This window comes from Paenibacillus sp. WG02, from assembly GCF_055396115.1.
In genome coordinates this window covers 3,398,584-3,422,374 of sequence record NZ_AP036016.1, presented here as the reverse complement: position 1 = coordinate 3,422,374, position 23,791 = coordinate 3,398,584, and the positions used below count along the sequence as shown (strand labels likewise).

At 45.1% G+C, this 23,791-nt stretch carries 21 protein-coding genes; 4 read left to right on the top strand and 17 right to left on the bottom strand.

What is annotated here, in order from left to right; genetic code table 11:
* Positions 1-35 precede the first annotated feature (35 nt).
* From ACBP55_RS15105 to ACBP55_RS15085, 5 genes are all read right to left on the bottom strand, one after another.
* Positions 36-1,157, bottom strand: coding sequence for a Ger(x)C family spore germination protein (locus ACBP55_RS15105; protein ID WP_464652623.1), 1,122 nt, complete (start codon positions 1,155-1,157; stop codon positions 36-38).
* Entirely contained in the window at positions 1,154-2,254 is a 1,101-nt protein-coding gene (locus tag ACBP55_RS15100) for a GerAB/ArcD/ProY family transporter (RefSeq protein WP_464652622.1), read from the bottom strand. The genes ACBP55_RS15105 and ACBP55_RS15100 overlap by 4 nt, the downstream gene beginning before the upstream one ends.
* The gene (locus ACBP55_RS15095; protein WP_464652621.1) at positions 2,251-3,789 is read right to left on the bottom strand and encodes a spore germination protein; all 1,539 of its coding nucleotides are present in this window, start codon (positions 3,787-3,789) and stop codon (positions 2,251-2,253) included. The genes ACBP55_RS15100 and ACBP55_RS15095 overlap by 4 nt, the downstream gene beginning before the upstream one ends.
* A 193-nt stretch (positions 3,790-3,982) precedes the next feature.
* Positions 3,983-4,990 (bottom strand): LLM class flavin-dependent oxidoreductase, encoded by a 1,008-nt coding sequence (locus ACBP55_RS15090; protein ID WP_464652620.1) that lies wholly within the window; start codon positions 4,988-4,990, stop codon positions 3,983-3,985.
* Between the two features lie 104 nt (positions 4,991-5,094).
* Positions 5,095-5,388, bottom strand: coding sequence for an HPr family phosphocarrier protein (locus ACBP55_RS15085; RefSeq protein ID WP_464652619.1), 294 nt, complete (start codon positions 5,386-5,388; stop codon positions 5,095-5,097).
* A gap of 415 nt (positions 5,389-5,803) precedes the next feature.
* Between ACBP55_RS15085 and ACBP55_RS15080 the strand changes: the two genes are divergently transcribed.
* Positions 5,804-5,998: a hypothetical protein gene (locus tag ACBP55_RS15080; protein WP_464652618.1), complete on the top strand. Its 195-nt coding sequence runs from the start codon at positions 5,804-5,806 to the stop codon at positions 5,996-5,998.
* A gap of 587 nt (positions 5,999-6,585) precedes the next feature.
* Here the strand turns inward: ACBP55_RS15080 and ACBP55_RS15075 are convergent.
* Positions 6,586-8,088: a hypothetical protein gene (locus ACBP55_RS15075; protein ID WP_464652617.1), complete on the bottom strand. Its 1,503-nt coding sequence runs from the start codon at positions 8,086-8,088 to the stop codon at positions 6,586-6,588.
* A gap of 127 nt (positions 8,089-8,215) precedes the next feature.
* Here ACBP55_RS15075 and ACBP55_RS15070 point away from each other — a divergent pair, with 127 nt between their 5' ends.
* The gene (locus ACBP55_RS15070; RefSeq protein ID WP_464652616.1) at positions 8,216-9,091 is read left to right on the top strand and encodes an AraC family transcriptional regulator; all 876 of its coding nucleotides are present in this window, start codon (positions 8,216-8,218) and stop codon (positions 9,089-9,091) included.
* A 5-nt stretch (positions 9,092-9,096) separates the two neighbouring features.
* On the opposite strand, the gene ACBP55_RS15065 is transcribed toward ACBP55_RS15070, so the two are convergent.
* The 8 genes from ACBP55_RS15065 to fucU form a co-directional block, all read right to left on the bottom strand.
* Complete coding sequence (locus ACBP55_RS15065) at positions 9,097-10,869, bottom strand: sensor histidine kinase (RefSeq protein WP_464652615.1); 1,773 nt, start codon at positions 10,867-10,869, stop codon at positions 9,097-9,099.
* A 149-nt stretch (positions 10,870-11,018) separates the two neighbouring features.
* Positions 11,019-11,900, bottom strand: a complete 882-nt coding sequence (locus ACBP55_RS15060; RefSeq protein ID WP_464652614.1) for a carbohydrate ABC transporter permease — start codon at positions 11,898-11,900, stop codon at positions 11,019-11,021.
* Positions 11,897-12,808, bottom strand: a complete 912-nt coding sequence (locus ACBP55_RS15055; protein WP_464652613.1) for a carbohydrate ABC transporter permease — start codon at positions 12,806-12,808, stop codon at positions 11,897-11,899. The genes ACBP55_RS15060 and ACBP55_RS15055 overlap by 4 nt, the downstream gene beginning before the upstream one ends.
* A 62-nt stretch (positions 12,809-12,870) precedes the next feature.
* A complete protein-coding gene (locus ACBP55_RS15050) occupies positions 12,871-14,292 on the bottom strand; it encodes an ABC transporter substrate-binding protein (RefSeq protein ID WP_029193627.1) in 1,422 nt (473 codons plus the stop codon).
* A gap of 111 nt (positions 14,293-14,403) precedes the next feature.
* Positions 14,404-14,799 (bottom strand): helix-turn-helix domain-containing protein, encoded by a 396-nt coding sequence (locus tag ACBP55_RS15045; RefSeq protein ID WP_464652612.1) that lies wholly within the window; start codon positions 14,797-14,799, stop codon positions 14,404-14,406.
* A complete protein-coding gene (locus tag ACBP55_RS15040; RefSeq protein ID WP_464652611.1) occupies positions 14,786-15,727 on the bottom strand; it encodes a response regulator in 942 nt (313 codons plus the stop codon). Before ACBP55_RS15040 ends, ACBP55_RS15045 begins: the two co-directional genes overlap by 14 nt.
* Positions 15,728-16,086: 359 nt before the next feature.
* Entirely contained in the window at positions 16,087-17,877 is a 1,791-nt protein-coding gene (locus ACBP55_RS15035; RefSeq protein ID WP_464652610.1) for an L-fucose isomerase, read from the bottom strand.
* Positions 17,878-17,964: 87 nt separating this feature from the next.
* Positions 17,965-18,390, bottom strand: a complete 426-nt coding sequence (gene fucU / locus ACBP55_RS15030) for an L-fucose mutarotase (protein ID WP_464652609.1) — start codon at positions 18,388-18,390, stop codon at positions 17,965-17,967.
* A 123-nt stretch (positions 18,391-18,513) separates the two neighbouring features.
* Between fucU and ACBP55_RS15025 the strand changes: the two genes are divergently transcribed.
* Entirely contained in the window at positions 18,514-19,521 is a 1,008-nt protein-coding gene (locus ACBP55_RS15025) for a LacI family DNA-binding transcriptional regulator (protein ID WP_464652608.1), read from the top strand.
* A gap of 299 nt (positions 19,522-19,820) precedes the next feature.
* On the top strand, positions 19,821-20,132 hold the full coding sequence (locus ACBP55_RS15020) for a hypothetical protein (protein ID WP_464652607.1): 312 nt from the start codon (positions 19,821-19,823) through the stop codon (positions 20,130-20,132).
* A gap of 141 nt (positions 20,133-20,273) precedes the next feature.
* Here the strand turns inward: ACBP55_RS15020 and ACBP55_RS15015 are convergent, their stop codons facing one another.
* The 3 genes from ACBP55_RS15015 to ACBP55_RS15005 all read right to left on the bottom strand — a co-directional run bounded on the left by ACBP55_RS15015 (position 20,274) and on the right by ACBP55_RS15005 (position 23,667).
* Positions 20,274-20,783 (bottom strand): hypothetical protein, encoded by a 510-nt coding sequence (locus tag ACBP55_RS15015; protein ID WP_029193634.1) that lies wholly within the window; start codon positions 20,781-20,783, stop codon positions 20,274-20,276.
* Between the two features lie 47 nt (positions 20,784-20,830).
* Complete coding sequence (locus ACBP55_RS15010; protein ID WP_464652606.1) at positions 20,831-21,673, bottom strand: SDR family oxidoreductase; 843 nt, start codon at positions 21,671-21,673, stop codon at positions 20,831-20,833.
* Between the two features lie 281 nt (positions 21,674-21,954).
* On the bottom strand, positions 21,955-23,667 hold the full coding sequence (locus ACBP55_RS15005; protein ID WP_464652605.1) for a CBM96 family carbohydrate-binding protein: 1,713 nt from the start codon (positions 23,665-23,667) through the stop codon (positions 21,955-21,957).
* Positions 23,668-23,791: the final 124 nt, after the last annotated feature.

Here is a 23,791-nt window from a genome sequence, read left to right as displayed (position 1 = left end):
CATTAAGAAGCTGTCGTCGTAAGCATACAGGGCTGTTATTTCACTGTCCCCATAGCTCCTATGATTGTTTTCACGGAAACATGAATGTCCGCATTGGCCAGCGTTTCACCCCAATGATCTTCCACTTTCTTGAAATGGCTATATTCATGCGCCTGCGCATAGAATCCAAGCCCTATCGGATCAATTTTATCCGTTTGTATTTTCTTTATGAGGTTTTCAAACTGCATTTGCACTTGTTCGGTAATCATATTCTCCAACTCTTTTCCGTGCCTACGTACGTCGTAAGGAAACAAAAGCTCCGATAGTCCAACGCGCATGGTAATGTGCATTTGGAATTGAAATTTGTCTTTGAGGAAAGATGACTTGATTTTCACCTTTATTTCATCCGCGTTTAAACTTACTTTATCTGTTTGGAACGGTCCAATCTTCATTTTGCCGGGAATGGGAATTGTTAAGCCGACGCTCTTTTTTGTATTTTTTTGCAATATACGCAGTAGAATAGTTTCCTGCATGTTCAGAGAATCAGCAAATTTCCCTTTATGATCCAACAGTGTCGTCCCTGTCATCGCAATCTGTTTATCTTTCACTCGAACTTCAGAAATGATAGGAGTGACACCCTTTTCATCTATTTGTTGCTTCAACCCCTGTAAAGTCGTCTTTACCGTTTCCGATCGGGCGCTCTTCGTTTCTACCATTTCCCGCAGCAATATGGGCAGCATCGGCTGATCTTTCGGGTTCAGGTATATGATTTCAGAGAGAGGTCCATCGAAAGAAATGATCCTTGGCGTTAACGGATTTTTCGGATCGCGAAACCAAACATCCGTTAGTCGGAACCAATTTTCTTGCTGCAATATTCGATTAGATACTAGTAGGACTTGAATACTTCTCCCTTGGAAAACACCATCTGTATAACTATCTTGTTTTTGTCTTGATTGACGATTCGTTTGTGGTTTCACTCTAAGTTCACGCGTTTTTTTCTTGACATTTTTGCTGAAAACTGGAAATGTACTATATAGAATGAGCTCGTTTTCTTTATCGAGATCAAAACCTACTAATAAGGTATGTGTAGCATCTTCCATATCTAACCTGTCACTGCAGCTCGGAATGATGACGACAACCGCGGCGATGAATACAACATGAAGGAGCCGCTTGTTCATAAGCGCTTCCCCCACTGAAAACGATCATGCATCCATAAATAAACGAGTAAGCAACCGGGAAAAACATATTCGATTCCAAAACCAATCTGAATGAGAAAATCATTCATACGATCGCTCTGATTAAAAGTTGGTATGAAGAAAAATGTGCTCAAAGCAGTGAACAACCACAGTATCCGCAAATGATTGCGGTGATCCTGCTTTCCGAGCAGCCAGCTTGTACAAAAAACGCCCATGTATATAGCGGGTATCCACGCTAATGAAAAAACAAGCAAAAAAAACGCGATAAACAACACTTCCATCCGTTCTAAAAAATTAAATTCAATGGCTTCTAAGATATTAACCACTGGTTCGTTGTACAGCTGAATTTCGTCCGGGCTGTAATAGACAAAACAGATAACCGTAATGAACAAATATCCAAGCATCGACAGAGTATCGGAGATCACGATAGCGCTAGAAGCTTTTTGTTTGTTCTTCAAAAACGGATACAAAATAAACGTGGTAGCAAATCCGATATAAGAAAAGAATGTTGTAGGTACCGCTGAGAATACAGGCTTCCATCCTTCCTTTAATAAAGGAACCATATTGAGCAAGTGGGCGTCCTTGAGCGGATATAGATATACAAATGGTATCCACAAAGAGATAATAAACACAAGTTCCGCATATCTACCCAAAACACGAAGTCCGTTACGTGCAATCACATAAGTGGGAATGAGCAATAATAACATGACGGTAGATGCCGAAGTTTGCGGCAAAAGCCATGCCTTCGTGAGCAAAACCGCCTCAACGAGCCCCGTATAAGCGTAGTAAAAGAGATAAAGGGCAAAAAAGATGGCAACGACCCGGCCTGCCCATTTGCCCAAATATCGTGCTATTAGATCAAACAATGTTCCTTCGGGGTGCTTTTTCATCACCTGAATAACAATAAAGCTTGCTGCGACCGTAATAGCCCAGCCGATGATAAGTGCGATCCAGCCATCCGTGCCTGCCTTCTCAGCTAACTTTCGCGGCATTGCCAAATAGAACACACTCACTTGAATGCCGCTATTAAGAAAAATATATTGCATAGAGGTGATCTCATTGTAAGCATATTTCTTCATTTCCCATCACCTTTTGGACGATTTGTTCCTTGCCTCTTCGATTGGGTCGCTCTTGCGCCTAGAGGTCGCTTGTTCATAATCCACAACGGTAAACGAATGAACGTATCTTTCCAATCGGCAAAACGAACCGGCGCGAAAGGGGTACCGTACGGCGTTCCAAGCGATTCGAGCGCAATCAGATGCCCGATCATCGTCATCAAACCAATAATGATGCCAACAATGCCGAACATAGATGCAGCTATCATCATGCCGAAGCGGATAAGTCGGACGGCTGCGACCATGTCATAATTGGGCAGGATGAACGATGCAATAGCAGTAAAAGCAACGACAATCACCATGATATTACTGATGAGTCCTGCCTGTACGATCGCCTGCCCAATGACAATCCCCCCAACAATGCCAACGGTTTGCCCTACCGGAGCGGGCAGGCGCACACCTGCTTCCCGCATCATTTCTAATGTCACCTCCATGAGGATCGCTTCTACAAATGGCGGAAATGGCACTCTTCCTCTGAACTCACCAATTGTGAGCAGTAATTTAACAGGGATGATCTCGAAATTAAAGGAGATGACGGCAATGTAGAATGCCGGCAAAAATATGGCAACGAAAAACGCCAAAACCCGCAGCAGCCGTATAAAAGTAGCAATCGACCAGCGTGTGCTGTAATCGTCGATGTTCTGAAAAAAAGATATAAATGACACTGGTGCGATCAACACGCTGGGCGAGCGATCTACGACAACAGCGAATCTTCCTTGCAATATTTGTGAAGCTGCAGCATCTGGTCTTTCCGTTGTTATAAATTGCGGGAATAGGGAATACGGATTGTCCTCGATCATCTCTGCCAACTCACCTGTGTTAAGGATGACATCGAGATCAAGTTGTTGAATCCTGTCTTCCAGTTCTTTCAAAATCTCAGGATTCGCGACATCTGCTAAATATAAGATAGAAACTAAACTGTTCCCTCTTCTTCCAACGATCAGCTCTTTAATCTTCAATTCACGGTTTTGAATATAACGACGGATTAAAGCTATATTTTGACTTCCTGTTTCAACAAAGCCTTGATGTGCTCCTTTTAAAGAAGCCTCAATCTGTGGATCTTCAATTGCCCGCTGCGGCCACCCTTGCGTTCCTAAGGCGTAGACTTCTGTTCGTCCGCCAACAAAGAGAATACTGCTGCCATGCAAAATGGCAGACTCAACTTGAGGCCAAGATAACAACGGATTGATTTGACCAACATTTATCGTAAAGCCGTAGTCCGAATCACCGCTTCCCGTTTCAAATTGAAGAGGTCGAAGCACATTATTATTGATTGAGCTTTTATCTATGAGTCCAACCAAGTAGACTAGTGCCGCTTGTTCCCCAGACTGCTTGATCATAAAATGCCGCACTACCAGATCGGGAGTTTGACTGAATTGACTATGTAAATAGGTTATATTTTGTGCCAACGACGCACTTATCGAGTCGCCAGTCGGCTGATTAATTAGGTCTGGAACCGAACGATACTTCTTTCTTCCGAACCAATTTGAAAATAGCAACGAACTTCACCACCCTCACCCCTATTCTTTCATTTTTTATCCAAAATTATGTATGGATACCAAAGGCTGTACGTCAATGAATACGGCTTATAAATACACGATCAATAGAAAAAAGCAGCCACCCCTAATCGGTGTGCTGCTTCTGATTTATAAGATTGAGCCTATTCCCATATGGCTACACTTTACGCTAACATTACCCTTGCAGCTCAAACGCCTTGGCTAACAAACGATAAGAATGAATGCGCGCATCCACGTCATGAATCGGAGAAACGACCATAAACTCGTCAGCTTTATACGCTTCGTTCAATTTGAGAATCTCCGCTTTTACTTGCTGAGGCGTACCCACAATACGCTTGTGCTGGCGACCGCGAATTAGGGCCAAATCAGCTTCTGTATACGGATAATTCATAGCCGTTTCAACGGATGGGAATGAAGGCAGCAGCGCGCCGCGGCCAAGGGAGAGGAAGAACAAATCCGTACTCGTCGCCAATCGCTTCGCCTCTTCTTCCGTATCGGCACAGACAACTAAAACCGCTGCAAGCGAATGCGGCTTATCATTCAAAATTGACGGTTTGAATTCCTCACGGTAAATCTGCAGCGCTTGTTCACAATCGGCATTGCCGAAAAACTGTGCAAAACCAAATGCAGCCCCTTGTTTAGCAGCAATGCTTGCACTGTCATAGGAAGAACCGAGCAGCCAAATTTCTGGTGCTGTCGGAATAATTGGAGATGCATGCAGCGCAGCAAAGCGGTGATTCGCAGGCAGCGAATCATATAAATACCCAGTCAAATCAGCAACTTGCTGCGGGTATTGATCCACGCTCGTGTATTTCCCCTCTTGCAGCGCTCGCGTCGAGATGGGCATGCCGCCTGGCGCTCGTCCAAGACCTACGTCAATCCTTCCCGGATGCAGCGCCTCTAACAAACGGAAATTTTCCGCTACTTTGTATGCACTGTAATGCGGCATCATGATACCGCCTGACCCTAAGCGGATCCGATTCGTTTTTGCAGCTAAATGTGCGATAAGTACTTCTGGGCTTGAGTGAGCAAGCGCCTCAGAAGCATGATGCTCCGACACCCAGTAACGTGTGTAGCCAAGTTTATCAGCCTCTTGCGCCAGTTCGGTCGTTTCAACCAGCGTTTGCGCGGCGTTTCGACCTTCTCCTATTTGAGATTGGTCCAAAATCCCCAATTTTAACATGCTCGATCACCTCATTTTAACTGTAACATATTTAAGCACAGAATAGCAAAAAACAGTCGGAACTGCTCCTGACTGTCTCTCTAACGATTGAATTCTTCCACCTTCTATGAGCTATGTGAATAGGCCTCTCGTATACGGTGATCCTCGCTTTGTAAGTACACAGACACTTTTTCAAATGCTTCCTGAGCATCGACGCCATCTAGTTGCAAGACAATAACAGCGTGACTGCCCAGCGATAGACTAAGTGAAACAATGCCCAGTAAACCCTTTGCATTCAGCATTTTCCCGCTTACACCCACATAAATATTGCACGAATACCGATTAGCTATAGTCACAAATTCCAATACAAGATCAATCGTCCAAGGTTTGTTCATCACAAAAGTCCATTCAATTTTCATACCATTCCTCCTAGATCGTGTTAAAAATAACTTGTATCAAAAGCATTAACTAGCACTTGGGATATAGAATGTAAAAAAGAGACGCATTCATCCCTTAAGGACGAAGCATCTCCAGTTGTCTGGTTGATCCATTTAATTCCGATGAAATTAGTCGTATTTGAATTATAGTGAATCCAACCATCTTTTGTCAACGTTTTAAATTGAAATAGCTAACTTACATGCAAAAGGCATTTCCGGCCAAAACGGAAAGCCGTGTAGCGAACAATTCACACCGTATTGACAACAGAAAGAAGTAATTAACCACATTTACATGCAATTAGTCAGGAATAGACATTTTCTATCAATTTACACCTCTACCAAAATTACTCGATTGATGATAGTTTAAGATATACATCCAAGCGAGGGAGAGATCAGAATGAGAACCATTTATGAGAATTACCGAGGCTTTAAAATTAGCAAACAGGAAAGTACCTATAATGCGATTTCTTCAGATCAGGTTGTTTTCAGCCGTTGGCAGCTAAGCCAGGTTCTAGATACGATCGATCATTATGTGGAATTTACCGATAATAACTCGAGTGTGGACGCTGAATCCGGTTTGCCGCAAAACTAATCGTATCTATGTGAAATGAACAAAATGGCCATTTATCTAGTTTCTCCGATTACCGTGGAGTGGACCCTTAGAGGAACGTGGAGGCGCTATTTACTGAAAATCCACCAGATTTCATAAGCAAGAGGAACGACGATCCCTTATTTCGTCATTCTTGTCCTCAGATGTAAGTGTAGGACACCGTTTCTCACATCCTATGTATCGATTGTTGTAAATTTTACAACATTACACGAACGAATCCACGTTTTCCTCGTTATTGTTGCAGAAAATACAACTCTTTCTCCCCAAAACGACTCAAAAGCATAAAACAAGTCAAAATTGTTGCACGAAATACAACTTTGACAGCTAATAGTGAAGAAACGAGACGAAATTGTTGTACGTTGTACAACATAGTATGTTTATCAGGTATGTCGAGACGAAGATCAAGTATCAAGCTTATCATCAGTGCAGCAACGAAGATCAAGTATCGGGCTTATGATGAATGAAGCAACGAAGATCAAGTATCGGGCTTATGATGAATGAAGCAACGAAGATCAAGTATCAAACTTGATGCTCACTAAAAAGCCCGCCAATGGCGGGTTTTTACAACTTCATAACATCACATGCTTCACATTCATCAGCTCCGCGACCTTCTGGAACATGGAAGCATTATAACCAATGGACATCGCACAGTGATGCGTCGGCGCTTCGGCGAACCAGCGCGTCATGTACGCGTCTGGATGGTCGCGGAACTTCACCGGCGTCTGCGTGTTGCCGATCTTCATGATCGGCCCGCTCGTGGACTCGCCTTCGCTGGAGATCAGCTTCAGCCGTCCATCGCCGGTCTGCGTCACGTTCAGCGTCGTGATCGCTCCCGTCTTCACCTTCGCCTCGACGGATACGCCCGTGCCTTGCTTCCCGTGATAAAGCCCCATGCCGCGCAGAATCGGCTTTCCTTCGGAAATCGCGATATGGAACGGTCCGTCATGGCCCAGCAAGATCGTCTCGTCGATATAATCCACGACGACGATTTCGGAGAAGTTGCCGCCGACGCCAAGGATGTCGCTGATTTTCATCGCGACGGCCGTCTTGAGATCCCCTTCGCCGGAGCAGGGGATACCGCGCGCGGTAAGCAGCGAATGGCCAACGATGAAGCCGCCTTGCAGCTTCTCATAGTCGCCACCCGACGCACCGTGGTAGTAGTAGGATAAGGCGTCCAGATCGTAAGCTCTAACGAGCTTCTCCTGTGCTGCCGCCACTTTGCAAGACCACTCCAGCTGCTCATCCGTAGGCTTCTTCGCGATCGGATCAGAAGGCGAGTCGCCGCTGATCTGGAACATCTCGTGAACCTCAGCCAGTTTCGCTTTCACCTCCTGCGGTGTCACCTCCCGCAGCATGCGATCTAAATCACACATTTCAAGCACCTCAACGTGCAGCCCTGTCTGCGCCGAAATCATCGTAAAGTCGCTGTACATATCGAGCATACCGCTGTACGCATTACCAAGAAAGCCGAACCGGCTATGTTGAAGCGTACGAGGTACACCGGCTGCCTTCACCCATTCCTCAATCTCCCTCCATGCTCGAATAGCTTCTGGGCGCTTATGTGTCACTTCATCCGTTAACGAAATTGCCGGTGTATAATCGAGTCCCAGTACCCCATTTACGACTCGGAACGGGATTCCCGCTCTGTTAAACACATTAGCGAACTCAGGCACAGGACAAGCCCCGCAATGCGCCAACCACTCTCCTGTCGTGGATTGATCATAATTAAGCCGCAAGGTCGGCTGCAAATTCAGAAACACGGTCGGCGCTTTGCAAATTTGGTGAACAGGAAGTACTGTCGAGCTAGTCGAATAAGTCGCTGTGTGACAGAATACGAGATCCACATGGCGTTCATTCAGCCACTCTCCTGCCTTCCGCCCTTCATTTTCCGTATCTACCAGCCCGTAATAATAGACGTCAGCCCATTCAGAGATTCTCTTCTCAATGAATCGACCGTATTCCTCAAGCCGTTCTTTTAGGCCAGGGAACTGTTCCCAATAGGCACGGAGCCCCACTGAATAAAATCCGATTCGCGGTTTTTGGCTTGCTTTTATAGCTGGGTATACAGACATCCCTACCACTCCATTCATTTATAAGATAAAAATAATACCTTTATAAACTCATTGTAATGGCTTATAATACAGAAAACATCCAATAAACTTGTTTAAAAATAATAGAATCTTGTGCAGGTGATGCAGCATGACAACTTATAAAGAAAATTTCACGACAGCTTGGTCAGAAGACTCGATACGCTTCATATCCAGCCCCTCTGTTTTCGCCAAATCCACCCTCTATTATGTGCAAGAAATTGGCCATTTCCGTACGTTGCCCGGTTACTTTACAGAACGTGAACAGCTGGACTCCTACCTTATCGTTTACACGATCAATGGCAAAGGCCGCTTGAAATATCAAGGTAAGAGCTATAACCTTCAGCCTCAACAGGTGTTCTTCATTCATTGTGAAGATTATCATTATTATGAAACAGATCCACTTGAACCTTGGGAAATTCTATGGGTGCATCTGCATGGCAGCGCGACATCTGGCTACTATGAGCAGTTTACATCTAATGATGAGCCAGTCCTGCAGCTGAACCCTGAATCCATCATCCCCGCTGTACTGCGGCAAATCTTACATTACCAGCAGCAACGAAGTGCCCGCACTGAACTCATCTCGTCCAAGCTGCTTGTAGATCTCCTGACGGAGCTCTTGCTGGCAGCGCAAAATATATCCATGCCCGATACCGAGAAACCCAGCTACATCGAAGACATTTGCCAAATGCTGGAACATAGATTCATCGAATCGATTTCGCTGGACCAGCTGGCCCATGAGTATGCTGTCAGCAAGTACCATTTGGCCAAACAATTCAAACGTTATACAGGCTATTCGCCCCATGAATATCTCATATTAATCCGCATGACACACGCCAAGGAACGTTTGAAATACTCCGATATGCCTGTATCCGAAGTAGCCGCCAGGGTCGGTATTGACAATGTCAGTCATTTCATCAATTTGTTCAAAGACCGTGCTGGAGATACGCCTCTAGCTTATCGGAAGAAATGGCAGCGCCCCAGATGATGGGGCTATTTCAATTCATTCTCGTCAAGAACAGCTGGGAGCTCGATCCAAGCTCGTACACCTTGACCTTCTCTAAGACTGTAATGTAAACCGTAGTTTTCGCCAAAATGCAGCTGGATCCGCTTCTGAACATTAATAATACCGAAGCCTCGATTACTTTCCTTCCCCTGCAGGATACCATTCATCATCTCGATATCCGCCTGCCGATAACCGTTATCTTCCACACTGATGATGACTTTATCATCCACGCTTTTCACCGAAATCCATAATTCCCCATCTTGGCTCATATTTTTAATGCCGTGCAGAATCGCATTCTCAATAATCGGCTGAAGAACGACCTTTGGCACGACAAACTGCTTCGCTCCCTCTTCAATATCCCAGTGGACTTGAAAGGCATATTCATAGCGGAATAGCTGCAACCGAACATAAGCCTCCGCATGATTGATTTCCTCCATTACCGGAATTAACAGCTTCCCTTTGCTCAGTCCAATTCGCATAATTAGCGATAAATCCTTGATCATTTCAGCAGACTCCGCTGCCCCTTCCATTAACGTATGCCAGTACACAGATTCCAAGGTGTTGTAGAGTAAATGCGGATTAATTTGTGTATGCAGAATGGATAATTCAATCTCCTTATGCTTTAGTTCCAGTTCATATTGATCATAAATGGTTTGATTCAAGCGATCGGTCATGCGTATAAAATGATTATTGAGCAAAACAATCTCATTTTTGCTATCTGAGTGTAAGGAAATAGCCAAGGGTCTACCTGGATGATAGGAATTCGTGATGCGGGCTAATCGAGAGATCGGTTTCAAGATCGACTGGATAAAGTATATACTCGCCAAAATCAAGATAAAGAAATAAATAAACATTATCCAATCAACCAATCGCTGCACACTAATATGATCGATAATAATCGACTGAACAGGAACTCGCATGAGCAATTTCGTCTTCGTATATTCACTTGTGTGAAGAACGCACATGAACTCTTGTCCAGCCTCTTTCAACTTATAAACACCCTCTACTTGATTCGCAGGAACATGTACCGAGGATCCGATCTCAAAGCTGGTTGTATTCGTCGCGAGCACCGTATTGTCTTGGTTTAACAGCATTAATTCTGCACCAGCATACTTGTCAAAAGGTGAAAAATCCAACTGCAGCGGTGTCTCGATGCCAGAAACAACCAAATAACCAATCACACTTTCCCCGTTATAAATGCTATTTAACTGGCGCATATACGCAACGGTTTGCAAATTATTAGGGTTGTATCCGAATTTATCAATAACACGAATAACCCCTTTCCCTCTGGCCTGACTTACATCTTTATACCAAGATAGCGCATTCAAATCTGTTGCATAAAAAATACCATTGTTCAGAAGATCGGGATTAGGGACGAACGAATACTGCTTATCTGTGTCCGAAAAAAACAGCGAATATCGAACCGCACTCGTCGAATAGTTGTTCAAATATTTATCTAGGGCCTTAAAAATTTCAAATCGTTCGTACTCCGACGAGGAAGGGATGCTGGCAAGCTGTTGTATTTCTTGAGATATCATGATTTTCTCTGTCTTTTCCTCAAAATCACTGCTCTCTCTGTCTAGCGTCAAGTGACTTCCTCGCACTAACTGAAGCAGCGCGTTCCCCACTTGCTCTTCCGTAATGGACTCCAGCTTCTTAGCTACAAATAAATCCAATACCAATATCGGGATGACGACGAATAAGATGAGCAGTACGATCAACTTTTTCATCAAATTCATATTACTCAGCATTTTTCGCATGCCGACATTCCTTCCTTTCAAGCCGTATCCTCGGAGATTATTCCTCCTAGCCGTCTCACTGCACACTTAGCTTCGCTACAATGACCGCAATCTCCTTTAAGCAAAAGAAAACGCCTTCAGAATAAGCATTCTGAGGGGCGTTCTTTGACCTAACCTTTGACACTGGAAACGGTTAACCCGCGTATGATAAATTTTTGGAAAATGAGAAAAAACACAACCGGCGGCAGCATCGCCATCGTCAAGATAGCGAACCGCACACTCCATGGAATAACCGATGTTGAGTACACCACATACCGATAAATCCCTGTGGCAAGCGGGTACATCTCCTTTTCTGTCATCACAATACTAGGCCAGTAGAAATCGTTCCATGTTGTCGAGAAAGACAGAATCAGCAGGGTCCCAATTATGGGTGTAGAGAGTGGAACAGCAATTTTAATGAACGATTTGAATTCACTCGCTCCATCGATTCGCGCTGCTTCCAGAATTTCTTTGTGGATGCCATCGAAGAAGTTTTTGAGCAGAAGCATGAAATAAGCATTCGCTGCAGCCGGCAGCCAGAAAGCCCAGTACGTATTGATCATGCCCAAGCTTTTCAGGTTCATAAAGTTAGGAACGATGTAAGTAGCAGGCGGTATCAACAGAGTAGCCAAGAAGAAGAGCGTCACCCATCTCTTGAACGGTACCCTCAAATGTGACAGCGCGTAGGCCGCTAAACCAATTAGCAGCAGCGAACACACGACATTTCCCATGTAGATGAATAGGGTATTCTTCAAGAAAGTCAGTAAGGGCAAATCGAACCCGTTCCACGCGTCATTGTAATTGGTCCATATCCAGCTTTTCGGAAAAAAGGTCGGTGGAAAGGCAAAGAATTCCTCCCGTGTTTTGAGTGAACCAAAAAAAGTATTGAAAAACGGGTATGACGTTGTAATGCCAATGACGATCATCAGCAGCACCATGAAGGTGTAACCGGCTTTCACAGAGCCTTTTTTCATATCATAGGACGAAATAATGCCACGTTCATCCCGCTTCATGCCTTCTCACCTCTACGCTGCAACAGATTGTATAACACGGAAAGTAAAATTAAAACGAAAAACATCAAGCTGCCCATTGCACTCGCTTTCCCAAAATCAAGATCACGGAACGCCGTATGATTCATCCACAGCAGGTACGTAAGCGTCGCATTATTCGGTCCCCCGTCGGTCATCGATAATTGCGCTTGAAAGCCCTGTGATGTGGTGATCAACTGCAAGAGAAGCAGCAGCAGCATCAATGTCTTGATACTTGGCAAGGTGATATGACGGATACGCTGCCAGACACTGGCGCCATCGATCTCAGCGGCTTCGTAAATGTCCCTCGGAATACCCACGACAGCTGCGATATAGATGAGAGTGGCTGCGCCAAAGCTTTGCCACGTTTCAAGCAGAACGATCGAGCCCATGGCCATCTTCGGACTGAAGAACTCCACTTTGGGGATATCGAGCGTTTGTAAAAGGCTGTTAATCGGGCCCACCGCATCAAAAAACCACTGCCACATCCCATAAAGAACGATGGCTGGAACAGCACTTGGCAAATAGCCAATTATACGGGCTGCCCCCTGAAACCATTTCAATTCGGAAACGACGATTGCGATAAGCGGCGGTACCCAGAAACCGAGTACGACACCTAAGCCCATATAATACAGCGTATTTTTAATCGAGGTGAGCAGCAGTCCATCTTGAAAAATACTCAAATAGTTAGCCAAACCAATGAAATGATTGCCATCAACAAAATCAATATTGTAAAAGCTGTAGAAAATCCCTTTAAAAATCGGCACCCATAAAAAAACGATAAATAACACGATTTCTGGAAGGACAAACAGCGTCCCCCACAAATACCAGTTGATTTTCTTCTTCACCGTACTACTCGCTGCGACAGGTCGTACACGCAATTCCGCATCCATTTTGAACACTCCTTATAAAATCGGACCTAAACCGATAAACGGCTTAGATCCGATGTTCGGTGCTATTCGACTTTCACTTTGTCAAATACTTCCGTTTGCACTTTATTCGATGCATCCGCCAACGTCTTTTTCAAATCAACGTCTTTGGTTGTGAACACTTTTTGGATCACATTGGCCATCTCGGTATAATATTTCTGTGCTTCATACTGCGCTTCAGGCTTACCGTCCCATAGGCTTAGCAATTGTGGGTCGTATTTAAACACGTTGTCATATTTGGCCAGTAAATCGGTATACTTTTTACCGAAATCTGAGGAATCCTTCCAGTAGTTAATCGGTTGTGGAATGTAGACACGGTTTTTACCTTTACGGTCTTCGATTTCTTTTTTCGTGGAATTTAAGAAATCGTCTGTGAAATACTCATCCGTAATCCATTTGAAAGCTATTTGCTGTTGTTCCTTGTCACTCTTCGGATTGATAACGCGATAGTTACCGCCAAGAACGCCCGTATGTTTGCCGCCTTTCGTGATCGAAGGCATTGGATATACGACCATGTCCTCTTTGCTAATACCGCCCTCATTGATCGCAGCATCTGCTGCGTTGCCGCTTCCGCACATCACCATCGCACCGCGTCCTTGGGAGAATGCACTCAATGCGTCGCCATAACCTAAGGCCCAGTTCTGTGGAATTAAGTTCTCGTCTTTTAGCTTTTTATAAAATTCAAGCGCCTTCACACCAGCATCAGAATTGAATACGCTTACGACTTTACCGTTATCGAGCTTCTGCACATCACCGCCAGCTGCGTAAAGGAAATTCGTCCAGTTCCAGCCTGCTTCCGGTCCTTTACCCATTGGAATAAAGCCCGCGATGCCTTTGGCAGGATCATTAATTTTTCTCGCAGCCGTTAACAGATCATCCCACGTCCAATCCATAGGTGGCAGTTCGACGCCTTTCTCTTTGAAAAGCTTCTTATTCAACGTAATGGTCATCACATAACCGTCGATAGGCACTCCATACGTTTTCCCATTTACCACAAACGGTTTGGAAAGGAGATCATTCATATCCTTGGCATGCTCCCAAGCATTAATCGAATCGGTAATGTCAGCGACCCATTTCTTGTCGACGAGCACTTTCCCTTCTGTTGCATATGTCGTATATTCGGTTGGCGCGCTATTCGAAGCCATTTTGATCCCAATTTCCAGCGGGTTATACTGCCAGTCGTCCTTCTTGAATTCAACATTCGGGGTTTTCGCCTTAAAACGGCTGATCCGCTGGTCAAGCTGATCATTCTTTTCCTTCTGGTCAGGCTTGAAGCCTTGGGCTGTAATTGTCACTTTTTTGGCTGCAGGCGTCGCTGTGGCAGCAGGCGCTGCTGTTTCCTTTGCTGGGGCAGGAGTGCTTGATGTCGTGGTACTGTTCGTACCGCATCCTGCGAGTAAAACGGTCAGTGCAATCGCACTGATGGCTGAAGCCTTTTTAGCTTTCATGTTTGGTTCCCCTTTCGAATCGTTTCATCAAATGTTAGTTTCTACACTTTCGATTATAAAGGGAACCGCCAGGAGCGGCGATGTGTCCTGTTACGCTAATCATGTCGCATGTTACGGACCCGTATGTTTTAACTCCGAAATATTCAACCCGAAATGTTTTTTAAATATTTTACTAAAATGCTCTGGAGATTCGTAACCGATTTCTTCCGAAATTTCGTACCTGCGTTTGTCCGTAGTCAAAATCAACTGCTTCCCTTTTTCCATACGAAGCTTGGTCACATAGTCCCAAATGTTGATTCCCATCACTTTTTTAAACAAATAACTCAAATAATTAGGGCTCAAATGCACAGCATCGGCGATATCTTGAAGCTTTAGGCCTTTATCACTAAAATGCCCTTCAATGTAGGTTTTCGTCTCATATACAATTCGGTTATTAGCTTCGTCAACCTGCGTATTTGTCAAATTTTGTTCGTTCGTCGTTTTCCCGATATCCTCAATGTAGAACATGTGATGCCCTTTGTGCGTCTCGCTCCAAGCCAAGCTCTCCAGAGCCTCTTGATAAATAACAGGCAGCTTGTGTGACACTCTCCCGAATACGGCTAATCCCAATCTGACATTTGACATTGACGTATTTTTGCAAATTCGTATGAATCATCTGGGCCACCATCAACAATTGGTTAATGCTCTGAGAACCCCTAATCTCCTCTTCTGGAATTTGCAGCAGCAAGGAAAAGGTAGAATTATGCGTATTAAAAACGAGATGGCACCACTGAATCGCGGTCTCCTCAATAATATTCAAAGCGGCGTACTTCAGAAGACTACGGTCCTTCAATGTCGATATTTCCTGATCATGAATGCCGCCTCGATCTAGGGATAATTTGATCACTAACATGCTGTAATGCGTACCCTTCATTCGGCTTCCCAGCTTCTCCATAATAGCAGGTACTTCGGACTCATGAACCGTTCCTGTGACAAGCTCATTCAAGTAATAGTTCATCTCGAGAGACGTATGCTCAGACAGGGTTCGGCTGCTCTCCCAATTCGAGAAATGCCGCTGCTTCTCTTCCTTCTCTCCCAACAACTTAGCTGCTACCGAAATGAGATGGGGTGGCGTTATCGGCTTGACCAAATATTCCTTGGCTCCGAAACGGATCGCTTTCTGGGCGTATTCAAACTCGCCATGAGCGGATAAAATGACGATTGGAATCGTTGGATCTTCCATAAATATATTTTCAATCAATTCAATCCCGTTCATCTTTTCCATCTGAATATCCGTAAAAACAAGATCGATTTTCTCCAAATGTATAAAATCCAACGCTTCAAAACCGTTATATGCGATAAACACCTCAGCGATGTCTAGGTTCGACTGTTTCAAAATGGCAGCCACACCCTTACAAATCATCGGCTCGTCATCAACAACCAAAATATTAACCATGCGGCCACCTCGCTATCCTTTTATGCATCAATTCCATTTTATTGTACAACAAATAGTATGAACATGTGTTGTATTACGGTTTTTGTGTCTAATGTTCCGAATAGTGAGGAGTAGCTCTTTAGATGGAAATAAGGCAGCATTGTTGCAATAAAAACCGCCCCCATCAATTGTGATGAGAGCGGATATACCAGACAACTCTATTATTTCATTTGCTGCAATAAATTCACTCGGTAAGCTTCGCTTTCTAAACCTTGAATTTCTTTGTATTCTTCCTCTGCCGCTGCTAGCTCCGAAATCTACGGCTAGCATATTCAAATGGTTAGTCCCCACCAGAGTCACCTCAATTCGTGCAATTGCAACTATTTATATAAAGGCCCGAAGCTGCTGCAAGCTCTGAAATCAGCGCCCTCTGGATCTGATGTGCCGAAATTACTCCAAGCCCGAGGACGGAAAATGTGTTCTTTCGCTACGTTATGCATTGACACAGGAATTCTTAAAATAGCAGCAAGTGTAATCAAGTCAGCACCGATGTGCCCATAGCTGATGGATCCATGATTAGAGCCCCAGTTATCCATAACCGAATAAACATCGGTAAATGAGCCTTCACCTGTCAAAATAGGAGCAAACCAAGTCGTCGGCCATGTTGAATCTGTGCGATCATCCAGCTGTTGATGCACATTCTCTGGCAGATCAACGGAGTAGCCTTCTGCCAACTGAAGCACGGGACCTAAGCCTCTTACTAAGTTGATGCGAGACATCGTGACCGGCATTCCGCCTTTGGTAAGGAAGTCCGTGGAATACCCGCCTCCGCGGAAATATTCAACGGATGCAGGACGCCAAGAAGTTGCTTCCAGGCACTTGGTCACTTCTTCATCCGTGATTTCCCAGTAAGGCTTCATGACTGGCTTGCCGTTGCGGCTTTGTTCGCCTGTGCCATCCAGCGCTGCGGGTCCGGAGTTAATCAAGTGAAGAATTCCGTCCTTGGCTGCACCGCTAAGTGTGTGCCCTGTTACTCGTTTCACCGCATCTGGGCTCCAGTATGTTCTTACATCAGCGAAGATTTGCGCTGTATTCGTCAACAGATTACCAAATAACATCGCAACACCATTCAGACTATCGTTCTCCGTGGCAACCAAATAAGGTGCGCGTTTGCCATTCCAGTCAAAGGAAGTGTTCAGGATGGCTTCCATGAAATCCCCGTTCGGGAAGTGATCCGTCCAATGACGCTGTCCTTGGAAACCAGAGAGAATCGCATTGTGGCCAAGCGCTTCTTCTCCGAACTCGATGTCAGCCAGACGCGGGTTGCCTACCATTAGGTCCCTGACAATCAAGGACATTTTCACAACGGTTTCCCAATCTTTATCTTTCTTTTCACGGCTTGTTTGAATCTCAGGCGGATTCTTATCTGGGCCTTCCGTACAGTTCTCTTTGACCCAGTTCAGCGCCAATTGATACTCTTCAGGATCGAAAATCTCTTCATCAATCCGACGCACTAATTCGGACATATCGACATATTCGTTGCGCATTCCCAAATAGTTCTGGAACAGTTCCTCATTCACAATTGATCCTGCAATCCCCATGGATACAGAGCCGATTGAGAGGTATGATTTCCCTTTCATGTAAGCGGCAGCAAGTCCTGCCTTAGCAAAACGAATCAGCTTCTCATGAACGTCCTGCGGTATATCTGTTGTACCTGCATCTTGAACATCTTTGCCGTAAATACCAAATGCCGGAATGCCTTTCTGTGCATGACCCGATAAAACAGCCGCCAAGTAAACCGCACCCGGACGCTCCGTACCGTTAAAGCCCCAAATGGCTTTCGGTGTGGATGGGTCCATATCCATCGTTTCCGTTCCGTAACACCAACAAGGAGTAACAGTGATGGAAACGCCTACTCCGGATTTCGTGAATTTATCCGCTGCTGCTGCAGCTTCTGCTACACCTCCGATGCAGGTGTCAGCAATTACGCACTCTACAGGCTCGCCGTTTGGATATTTCAGTGTTTCACTCAGTAAAGCGGCTACAGCTTTAGCCATATTCATCGTTTGATCTTCAAGTGATTCACGAATACCTTTTCTTCTGCCGTCAATCGTTGGTCGGATCCCAATCTTCGGGAATTCCTGGTTCCATCTGTAATCACTGTTTGCCATTTTTATTTCATCCTCCTTGTTATGTATGGGAATAATAGGAATTATGCCTTTAAACAGGGTTGCCTTTAGAGTTATCGATAATCCAAACTACTCACTAATAACACCTTTTTTCAAAATAACATTCGCGTATAAAGCTTTTTCACTCGTTGCCACGATCGCATAGGCCTTCTTCGCTCGCTCATAAAAAGCGAATCGCTCCACATGCTCAATTTGTGGCAGTGAATGGGTACGAATGATTTCTTCATATACTTCCCAAATTGGTGTTTCCACCTGATCCCCTGGTACCTTGGCCATTAACGCTACAGGGTATTCACTGTAAGTATCCAGTGGGAATAACGATAAAACCGCTTCCAACATTTCCGGTACGCCATGGCCATCGCTGCGCAGCAAACGATTCGCATGACTGGCAGCAGGGAAATTGCCATCCGCTAGAATAATTTCATCCCCATGCCCCATTTCCATTAGCACCTTCAAAAGCTCCGGCGACAGGATGGAAGGAATACCTTTTAACATATTCAAAACCTCCTCAATAAATGAGTGTTACCGATAACTCAAAATTATCAATTTTAAGCCTTGCTGTCAATCCTTAATTTCTATACAATAGACGAATAGGATGAGATGAAAAGGTGACTCAACGTGATTACAATTTATGATATCGCTGAAAAAGCCGGTGTTTCGGCAATGACCGTTTCACGGGTTATCAATAATACAGGTCGTATCAGCGAAGCAACGCGCAAACGGGTTAGAAAAGTAATGGAAGATCTTCACTATATTCCGAACTCGATGGCACGCAGTCTGGTACTTCAGAAGACCAAGATTCTTTCCCTGCTCATTACGGATATTACAAATCCGTTCTATACTACGCTTGCACGCGGTGCAGAAGATGCCGCTAAACGTGCTGGGTATCGACTTCTGTTTGCGAATAGCGACGAGGATTATGCGAAAGAGAAAGACTACGTTGATATGATTCTATCAACCCGTGTGGATGGCGTTCTATTCGCCCCGACGGGTGATCATTCTGCCCAGAATCTTGGGCAATTGCAAAAGCATAATATCCCCTTCGTTTTGCTTGATCGTGAAATTCCGGGAATCGAGGCGGATGTGGTACTCGGGGACAGCAAGGAAGGCGCGCGAAAGCTTGTTGAGCATTTAATTGAACTGGGGCATCGCCGTATCGCGATGATTAACGGTTCCCAGGATGTCTCTACGGCCCGCTTGCGTTATACAGGGTACTGCGAGGCGCATTTGCTTAGCGGATTAACCGTAGATGACTCGCTCGTCACACATCTGAACTATCGTGATTTCCACGATGAATCCGCGTTAGACGCACTACTCAATCTAGAAGATCCGCCGACAGCAATCTTTGCGGCTAACAACATGCTCGCCGTTGGCGTCATTCAATCACTGAGACAGCGCGGCTTGCAGGTGCCAGATGATCTATCGGTCGTCTGTTTTGACGATTTTGGCCCAGCAGGTGCGATTAACCCCTTTCTAACCTTGGCTTCGCAGCCTGCCTATCAATTCGGCTTATTAGGCATGCAGCTGTTGATCGAACGCATCGAAGGCGAAGCCGTTCACGAGAATCGGAAGATCATTCTGCCTTCGGAGTTGATTATCCGAGCTTCCACGCGGGCGTTGAAGTGATGGTTGATTACACATGGAGTTGGTCATTCTACTCCACACTATTACCCGAGACGATGTTTTTCAGCGTTAAATGCTGAGAAATGCGGGAGATTGCCACTTTAGCGATGTAAAACATGCTTAAAGTTCAGGAAGATGACCATTCTGCCTTCACCGCTGCCTGCACTCCCGCCCATAACGATGTTTTCCATCGCTATTGATGAGAAACTCGGGATTCCCCCTATCTTCTCAGTCTCAAAGCCAACCGTATAAAACTAATACAAAAGGAATAAGTAAGCCATTGATGCTTTTAGGAGATTATAATGAACCCAAACGTAAAACAAGCCTTACAAACCACGCTAAAAAACTGGAATGCCATGTCGGCATCCCTTGGTGATGAGCAGGAAGCTGTTGCCGATCAATTCCAATCTTCTTTTTATTTATTTATTGATGCTGTCCGTGAATGGGTTGATGAGTTAGAACCGCGACCTCAAACCATCGATGTGTTATTAGAGATGGAGATGATGCAGGAAATCTTCGATGCACTGCCAGCACCTCTTCATTTGAACTTCGAGACTGAAGTCGAGCTCATCATGGATAATGTGGTTAGAATCGACGACGATAAATATGATTAAAATGTCCCATAATTACAATTTGTCGTCTCTCTAACTCAACAGTCTAATCTCAGTTGGCTCATCATGCCCAAGCAGAAAAAAAGCCCAATGTCGAATTGGGCTTTTCCATCGTTTTATGAGCTTCATATCGTGCATCCGTACTTAAACCGTTTTATCCACAAACGTAATATGGTTTTGTTCAGCAAATTTTTTCAATCTAGCTGCCATAGCCGCTACGTCGAATCGATTCAGAGATTTGTTGTACACCCAGCGAGGTGACTTCCCATTCAGGTCAATGACGACCTGACCAGGGGAATATACGATTTCTTTGATTTTATCGGCGTTCAGAACAAGCTCTCTGGCGAATCCTCTTTTCGAAAGACTCGTTTTACTAACCTTCAAATATGGACGGCGAATAAAATAAACGAACAGACCAACCGCCAGATAACTGAGTGTCGTATACCAGTACATCTTGTCCCCTTCTGTTTTGGTCAAAGTAGCCAATAATAAGATGGAAATTAGAACAAAGAATAAAGCTAACATTATGCTTCTGCCCTTAAATACTTCCGATCGATCCGGATCCGAAGAAATCGGGGCCATTCCCTGTTTGGACCGATTCTTGTTTACCGTTTTCGTATTTTTACTTACCATTCTTTCCCACTTACGAGACATTCATTTCACTCCTTGGTTTATTCGTACTTATACAAGTACATCCCTCTTCATTTCAATAATCGATTCAAAACGCCTTCATACCATCTCCATGGCAACAGACTTCTCGCCCAAAGCCCCGCCTTCACACCGCGTCCCATTGGATAACGCAGCTTTGGCCGCGGGTTGGCTACAATTCGCGCAATTTGATCTGCTACTTCCTGCGGATCGGGTGCTGTAGCTGAAGCTTTCCTTGAATAGTCAAGCATTTTGCTAAGCCGTTTCCAATAAGGAGACGCTTCCGCGGTATGGATCGCCTCGAAGCCTTTTCGCCAAATCTCTGTCTTATAGGCACCTGGCTCAACGAGCACGACGCGCACACCTAGTGGCATCATCTCCAAACGAAGCGATTCACTGAAGCCCTCAATGGCAAACTTCGAAGTGCTGTATGGCGCATACCCAGGAAATGCGGATAACCCACTCACACTGCTTACATTAACGATACAACCCGATTGTTGTGTGCGCATGTGCGGCAAGACAGCTCTCGTTGTCGCAATGACACCGAATACATTCGTTTCCAGCTGAGATCTCCACGCTTCCATCGGTACATCTTCCACATAGCCCCCGACCGCAAAGCCGGCATTGTTAATGAGAACATCGATTCTGCCATACTTGTCCATCATATCAGAAACGACTTGTTCAATCGAATCATGAACGGTTACGTCAAGAGCCATGGTTTCGATGGCATTGGTTACGCCAGCTTGTTCGGCATGCCCGAGCAAGGCTCCGCTTTTACCAAGGTCGCGCATCGTCGCGATAACATGATACCCCTTTTGAGCCAGAGCTATTGACGTTAGTAAGCCAAATCCGCTAGATGCGCCAGTCACCAACGCTGTCGGCTTTGTGAAACTCATCCAGGCTGCCCCCTATTATCCAACTCACATTCCTTCATAATCCCATACAAAAGGCATAATGTCGATATGTAAAAGAGGAGATTTGCTTCGAGCAGATGCCAACCTCCTAGTGATTGCCCATTTACGGCTGATTTTATCCTATCAAATGCAAAAACCTGAGGCTATGCCTCAGGTCGATCTTATCGATTAATCTTCATTTGCGATCCGCGCTTAAGCGGCAACGAACACATGTGACGTTGAATGAATCACTCATCATAGTTCCACTTCACTCTTTCGAATCGTCAATTCACGTTAGTACTATACAAATTACCGCCGCCTGTACGGGTATCACCTGTTGCAGTCGTTCCTGTCGCCGCGCTTGTCGCATAAACGACGTAACCAGCCGAATTATCCAGGTTTACAGTGTTGTTGTTAAAAGAATTGTTCGTACCCGTGGCATAGGCTGTGCCGTGCGTGCGTACTTGGAAAGCGTCCAAAATGTTTGTATTTCCATTACGGAAGCCTTGGTTATAACGAACGATGGTATTAACTCCTTTCACATCAATAAAGCTATCTGCACTGTTAGCTCCACTAATTCCTGTCCCATTAAATGTGCAGTACTCGATAATTGTGCCGCTGGCGCCTTCTTTGACATCAATATGCTCGGCTGTAATACCGCCATTGAAATTCGTATGACTTATGACATTCCCCGTAACTACGTGCTCATAATTCGAACTGGAGTCAGATCCCACATAGGCACCCTCTCCATAACCAGCTTGATATTTCCCCGTGTCATAAATCAAGGAATACTCCAGTGTGTTGTACGAGCTGCCATCGCGGAAATGCACTCCCTCATCACCGACATTATGGACCTCAACATTATTGAGTAGATTGCGGTTACCGTTGTCGATGATAATGCCCTTTTGAGCGTTGGTCACTGCGAGATCGCGAATCTGCCAGTAGTCGCCAGTTAGATGAATGCCATAAGAACCGTCATTCACGTTCACACCTTGGAGCACAGCCGGATTGGCTGCATCACAGCTTTTCAAAATAATAGGATTAGCAGAAGTCCCGTTTTTATCGGAGAAAAATAGCCCTTGACCGCCCGGGTCCCCGCTCGTAGAGCGATCACCTGTATATATGCCTGGAGCGATGGAGATGACAGAGCCTGCGGTCGCATTTTTCATAGCATTTTGAATGGCAGCCGTTGTATTTAGAGCATTCGTACAGCCTGAAGGCGGTGATCCTGCATTCGTAGTTGCATTAATGGTACTGCTTGGCGCAGAAACGTTGCCAGCTGCATCCTTCGCTTTAACATAGTAGCTATAAGTAGTTGATGCCGCTAAACCTGTATCACTAGCCGAAGTGCCGGTGACACTCGTGAGCAGAATACCATTTCGATACAGATCATAGCCCGTAACGCCTACGTTATCGGAGGAAGCGCTCCAGTTCAAATTGATTTGGCTGCTGGATGCCGCTGTTCCTATCAAGCCCGTCGGAGCCGTTGGCGCCTGAGTGTCACCGCCAGTACCGCCACCGCTTATTACCACGAGCTGTGGTTTATTAGACGCATTCTCGTTGCTGTTTAGCGTCGTGTATTTGCCGACACTCTCTTGCAGTGCAAATGAAACAACACCATCCCCAGCTGCTTCCGCAGTCACATACGATGTAACGTCAATTTCATTATAGGTATTCGTCGTATCTATCGGTACACTGCCTGCCGAACTGCCAACCACCGGTTTATTGTTCCAAGTAAGTGCTGATTGCGTCCAACTATCCGTGGTCTGATAAGCCGATAGAACGGTCGACGCGGAAGCGCTGCCATAAATTCGCAATTTAGCACTAGAAACGCCTGTAATCCCCGATAAATTAAATTTAAGATAGGCATATCGAGCGGCGGTTGGATCATTTTTGACATAAAGCGATTTCGCCGTTCCGTAATTGGAGGTCGCATTGCTTTGATGGACATAAGAATCATCTGAGGGGTCTGAGTGTACTCGTAGCTGCCCCCGCAACAGATGGTACCGTCATGACCATTAAGGATGAAATCAATGTCATCGCAAATGTCTTACTTGTATATCTTTTGAACAGCTCTACCATATGAATCATTCCTCCTAAAAGTTATTACTACACAATGCA

What these genes read in the sequence shown, in the direction of transcription:
- ACBP55_RS15100 (WP_464652622.1), bottom strand. Translation starts at nt 2,254, where the DNA reads ATGAAGAAATATGCTTACAATGAGATCACCTCTATGCAATATATTTTT.
- ACBP55_RS15065 (WP_464652615.1), bottom strand. Translation starts at nt 10,869, where the DNA reads ATGCGAAAAATGCTGAGTAATATGAATTTGATGAAAAAGTTGATCGTA.
- ACBP55_RS15060 (WP_464652614.1), bottom strand. Translation starts at nt 11,900, where the DNA reads ATGAAGCGGGATGAACGTGGCATTATTTCGTCCTATGATATGAAAAAA.
- ACBP55_RS15070 (WP_464652616.1), top strand. Translation starts at nt 8,216, where the DNA reads ATGACAACTTATAAAGAAAATTTCACGACAGCTTGGTCAGAAGACTCG.
- ACBP55_RS15090 (WP_464652620.1), bottom strand. Translation starts at nt 4,990, where the DNA reads ATGTTAAAATTGGGGATTTTGGACCAATCTCAAATAGGAGAAGGTCGA.
- fucU (WP_464652609.1), bottom strand. Translation starts at nt 18,390, where the DNA reads ATGTTAAAAGGTATTCCTTCCATCCTGTCGCCGGAGCTTTTGAAGGTG.
- ACBP55_RS15020 (WP_464652607.1), top strand. Translation starts at nt 19,821, where the DNA reads ATGAACCCAAACGTAAAACAAGCCTTACAAACCACGCTAAAAAACTGG.
- ACBP55_RS15040 (WP_464652611.1), bottom strand. Translation starts at nt 15,727, where the DNA reads ATGGTTAATATTTTGGTTGTTGATGACGAGCCGATGATTTGTAAGGGT.
- ACBP55_RS15015 (WP_029193634.1), bottom strand. Translation starts at nt 20,783, where the DNA reads ATGTCTCGTAAGTGGGAAAGAATGGTAAGTAAAAATACGAAAACGGTA.
- ACBP55_RS15080 (WP_464652618.1), top strand. Translation starts at nt 5,804, where the DNA reads ATGAGAACCATTTATGAGAATTACCGAGGCTTTAAAATTAGCAAACAG.
- ACBP55_RS15010 (WP_464652606.1), bottom strand. Translation starts at nt 21,673, where the DNA reads ATGAGTTTCACAAAGCCGACAGCGTTGGTGACTGGCGCATCTAGCGGA.
- ACBP55_RS15105 (WP_464652623.1), bottom strand. Translation starts at nt 1,157, where the DNA reads ATGAACAAGCGGCTCCTTCATGTTGTATTCATCGCCGCGGTTGTCGTC.
- ACBP55_RS15085 (WP_464652619.1), bottom strand. Translation starts at nt 5,388, where the DNA reads ATGAAAATTGAATGGACTTTTGTGATGAACAAACCTTGGACGATTGAT.
- ACBP55_RS15045 (WP_464652612.1), bottom strand. Translation starts at nt 14,799, where the DNA reads ATGTTCTACATTGAGGATATCGGGAAAACGACGAACGAACAAAATTTG.
- ACBP55_RS15035 (WP_464652610.1), bottom strand. Translation starts at nt 17,877, where the DNA reads ATGGCAAACAGTGATTACAGATGGAACCAGGAATTCCCGAAGATTGGG.
- ACBP55_RS15050 (WP_029193627.1), bottom strand. Translation starts at nt 14,292, where the DNA reads ATGAAAGCTAAAAAGGCTTCAGCCATCAGTGCGATTGCACTGACCGTT.
- ACBP55_RS15075 (WP_464652617.1), bottom strand. Translation starts at nt 8,088, where the DNA reads ATGTCTGTATACCCAGCTATAAAAGCAAGCCAAAAACCGCGAATCGGA.
- ACBP55_RS15055 (WP_464652613.1), bottom strand. Translation starts at nt 12,808, where the DNA reads ATGGATGCGGAATTGCGTGTACGACCTGTCGCAGCGAGTAGTACGGTG.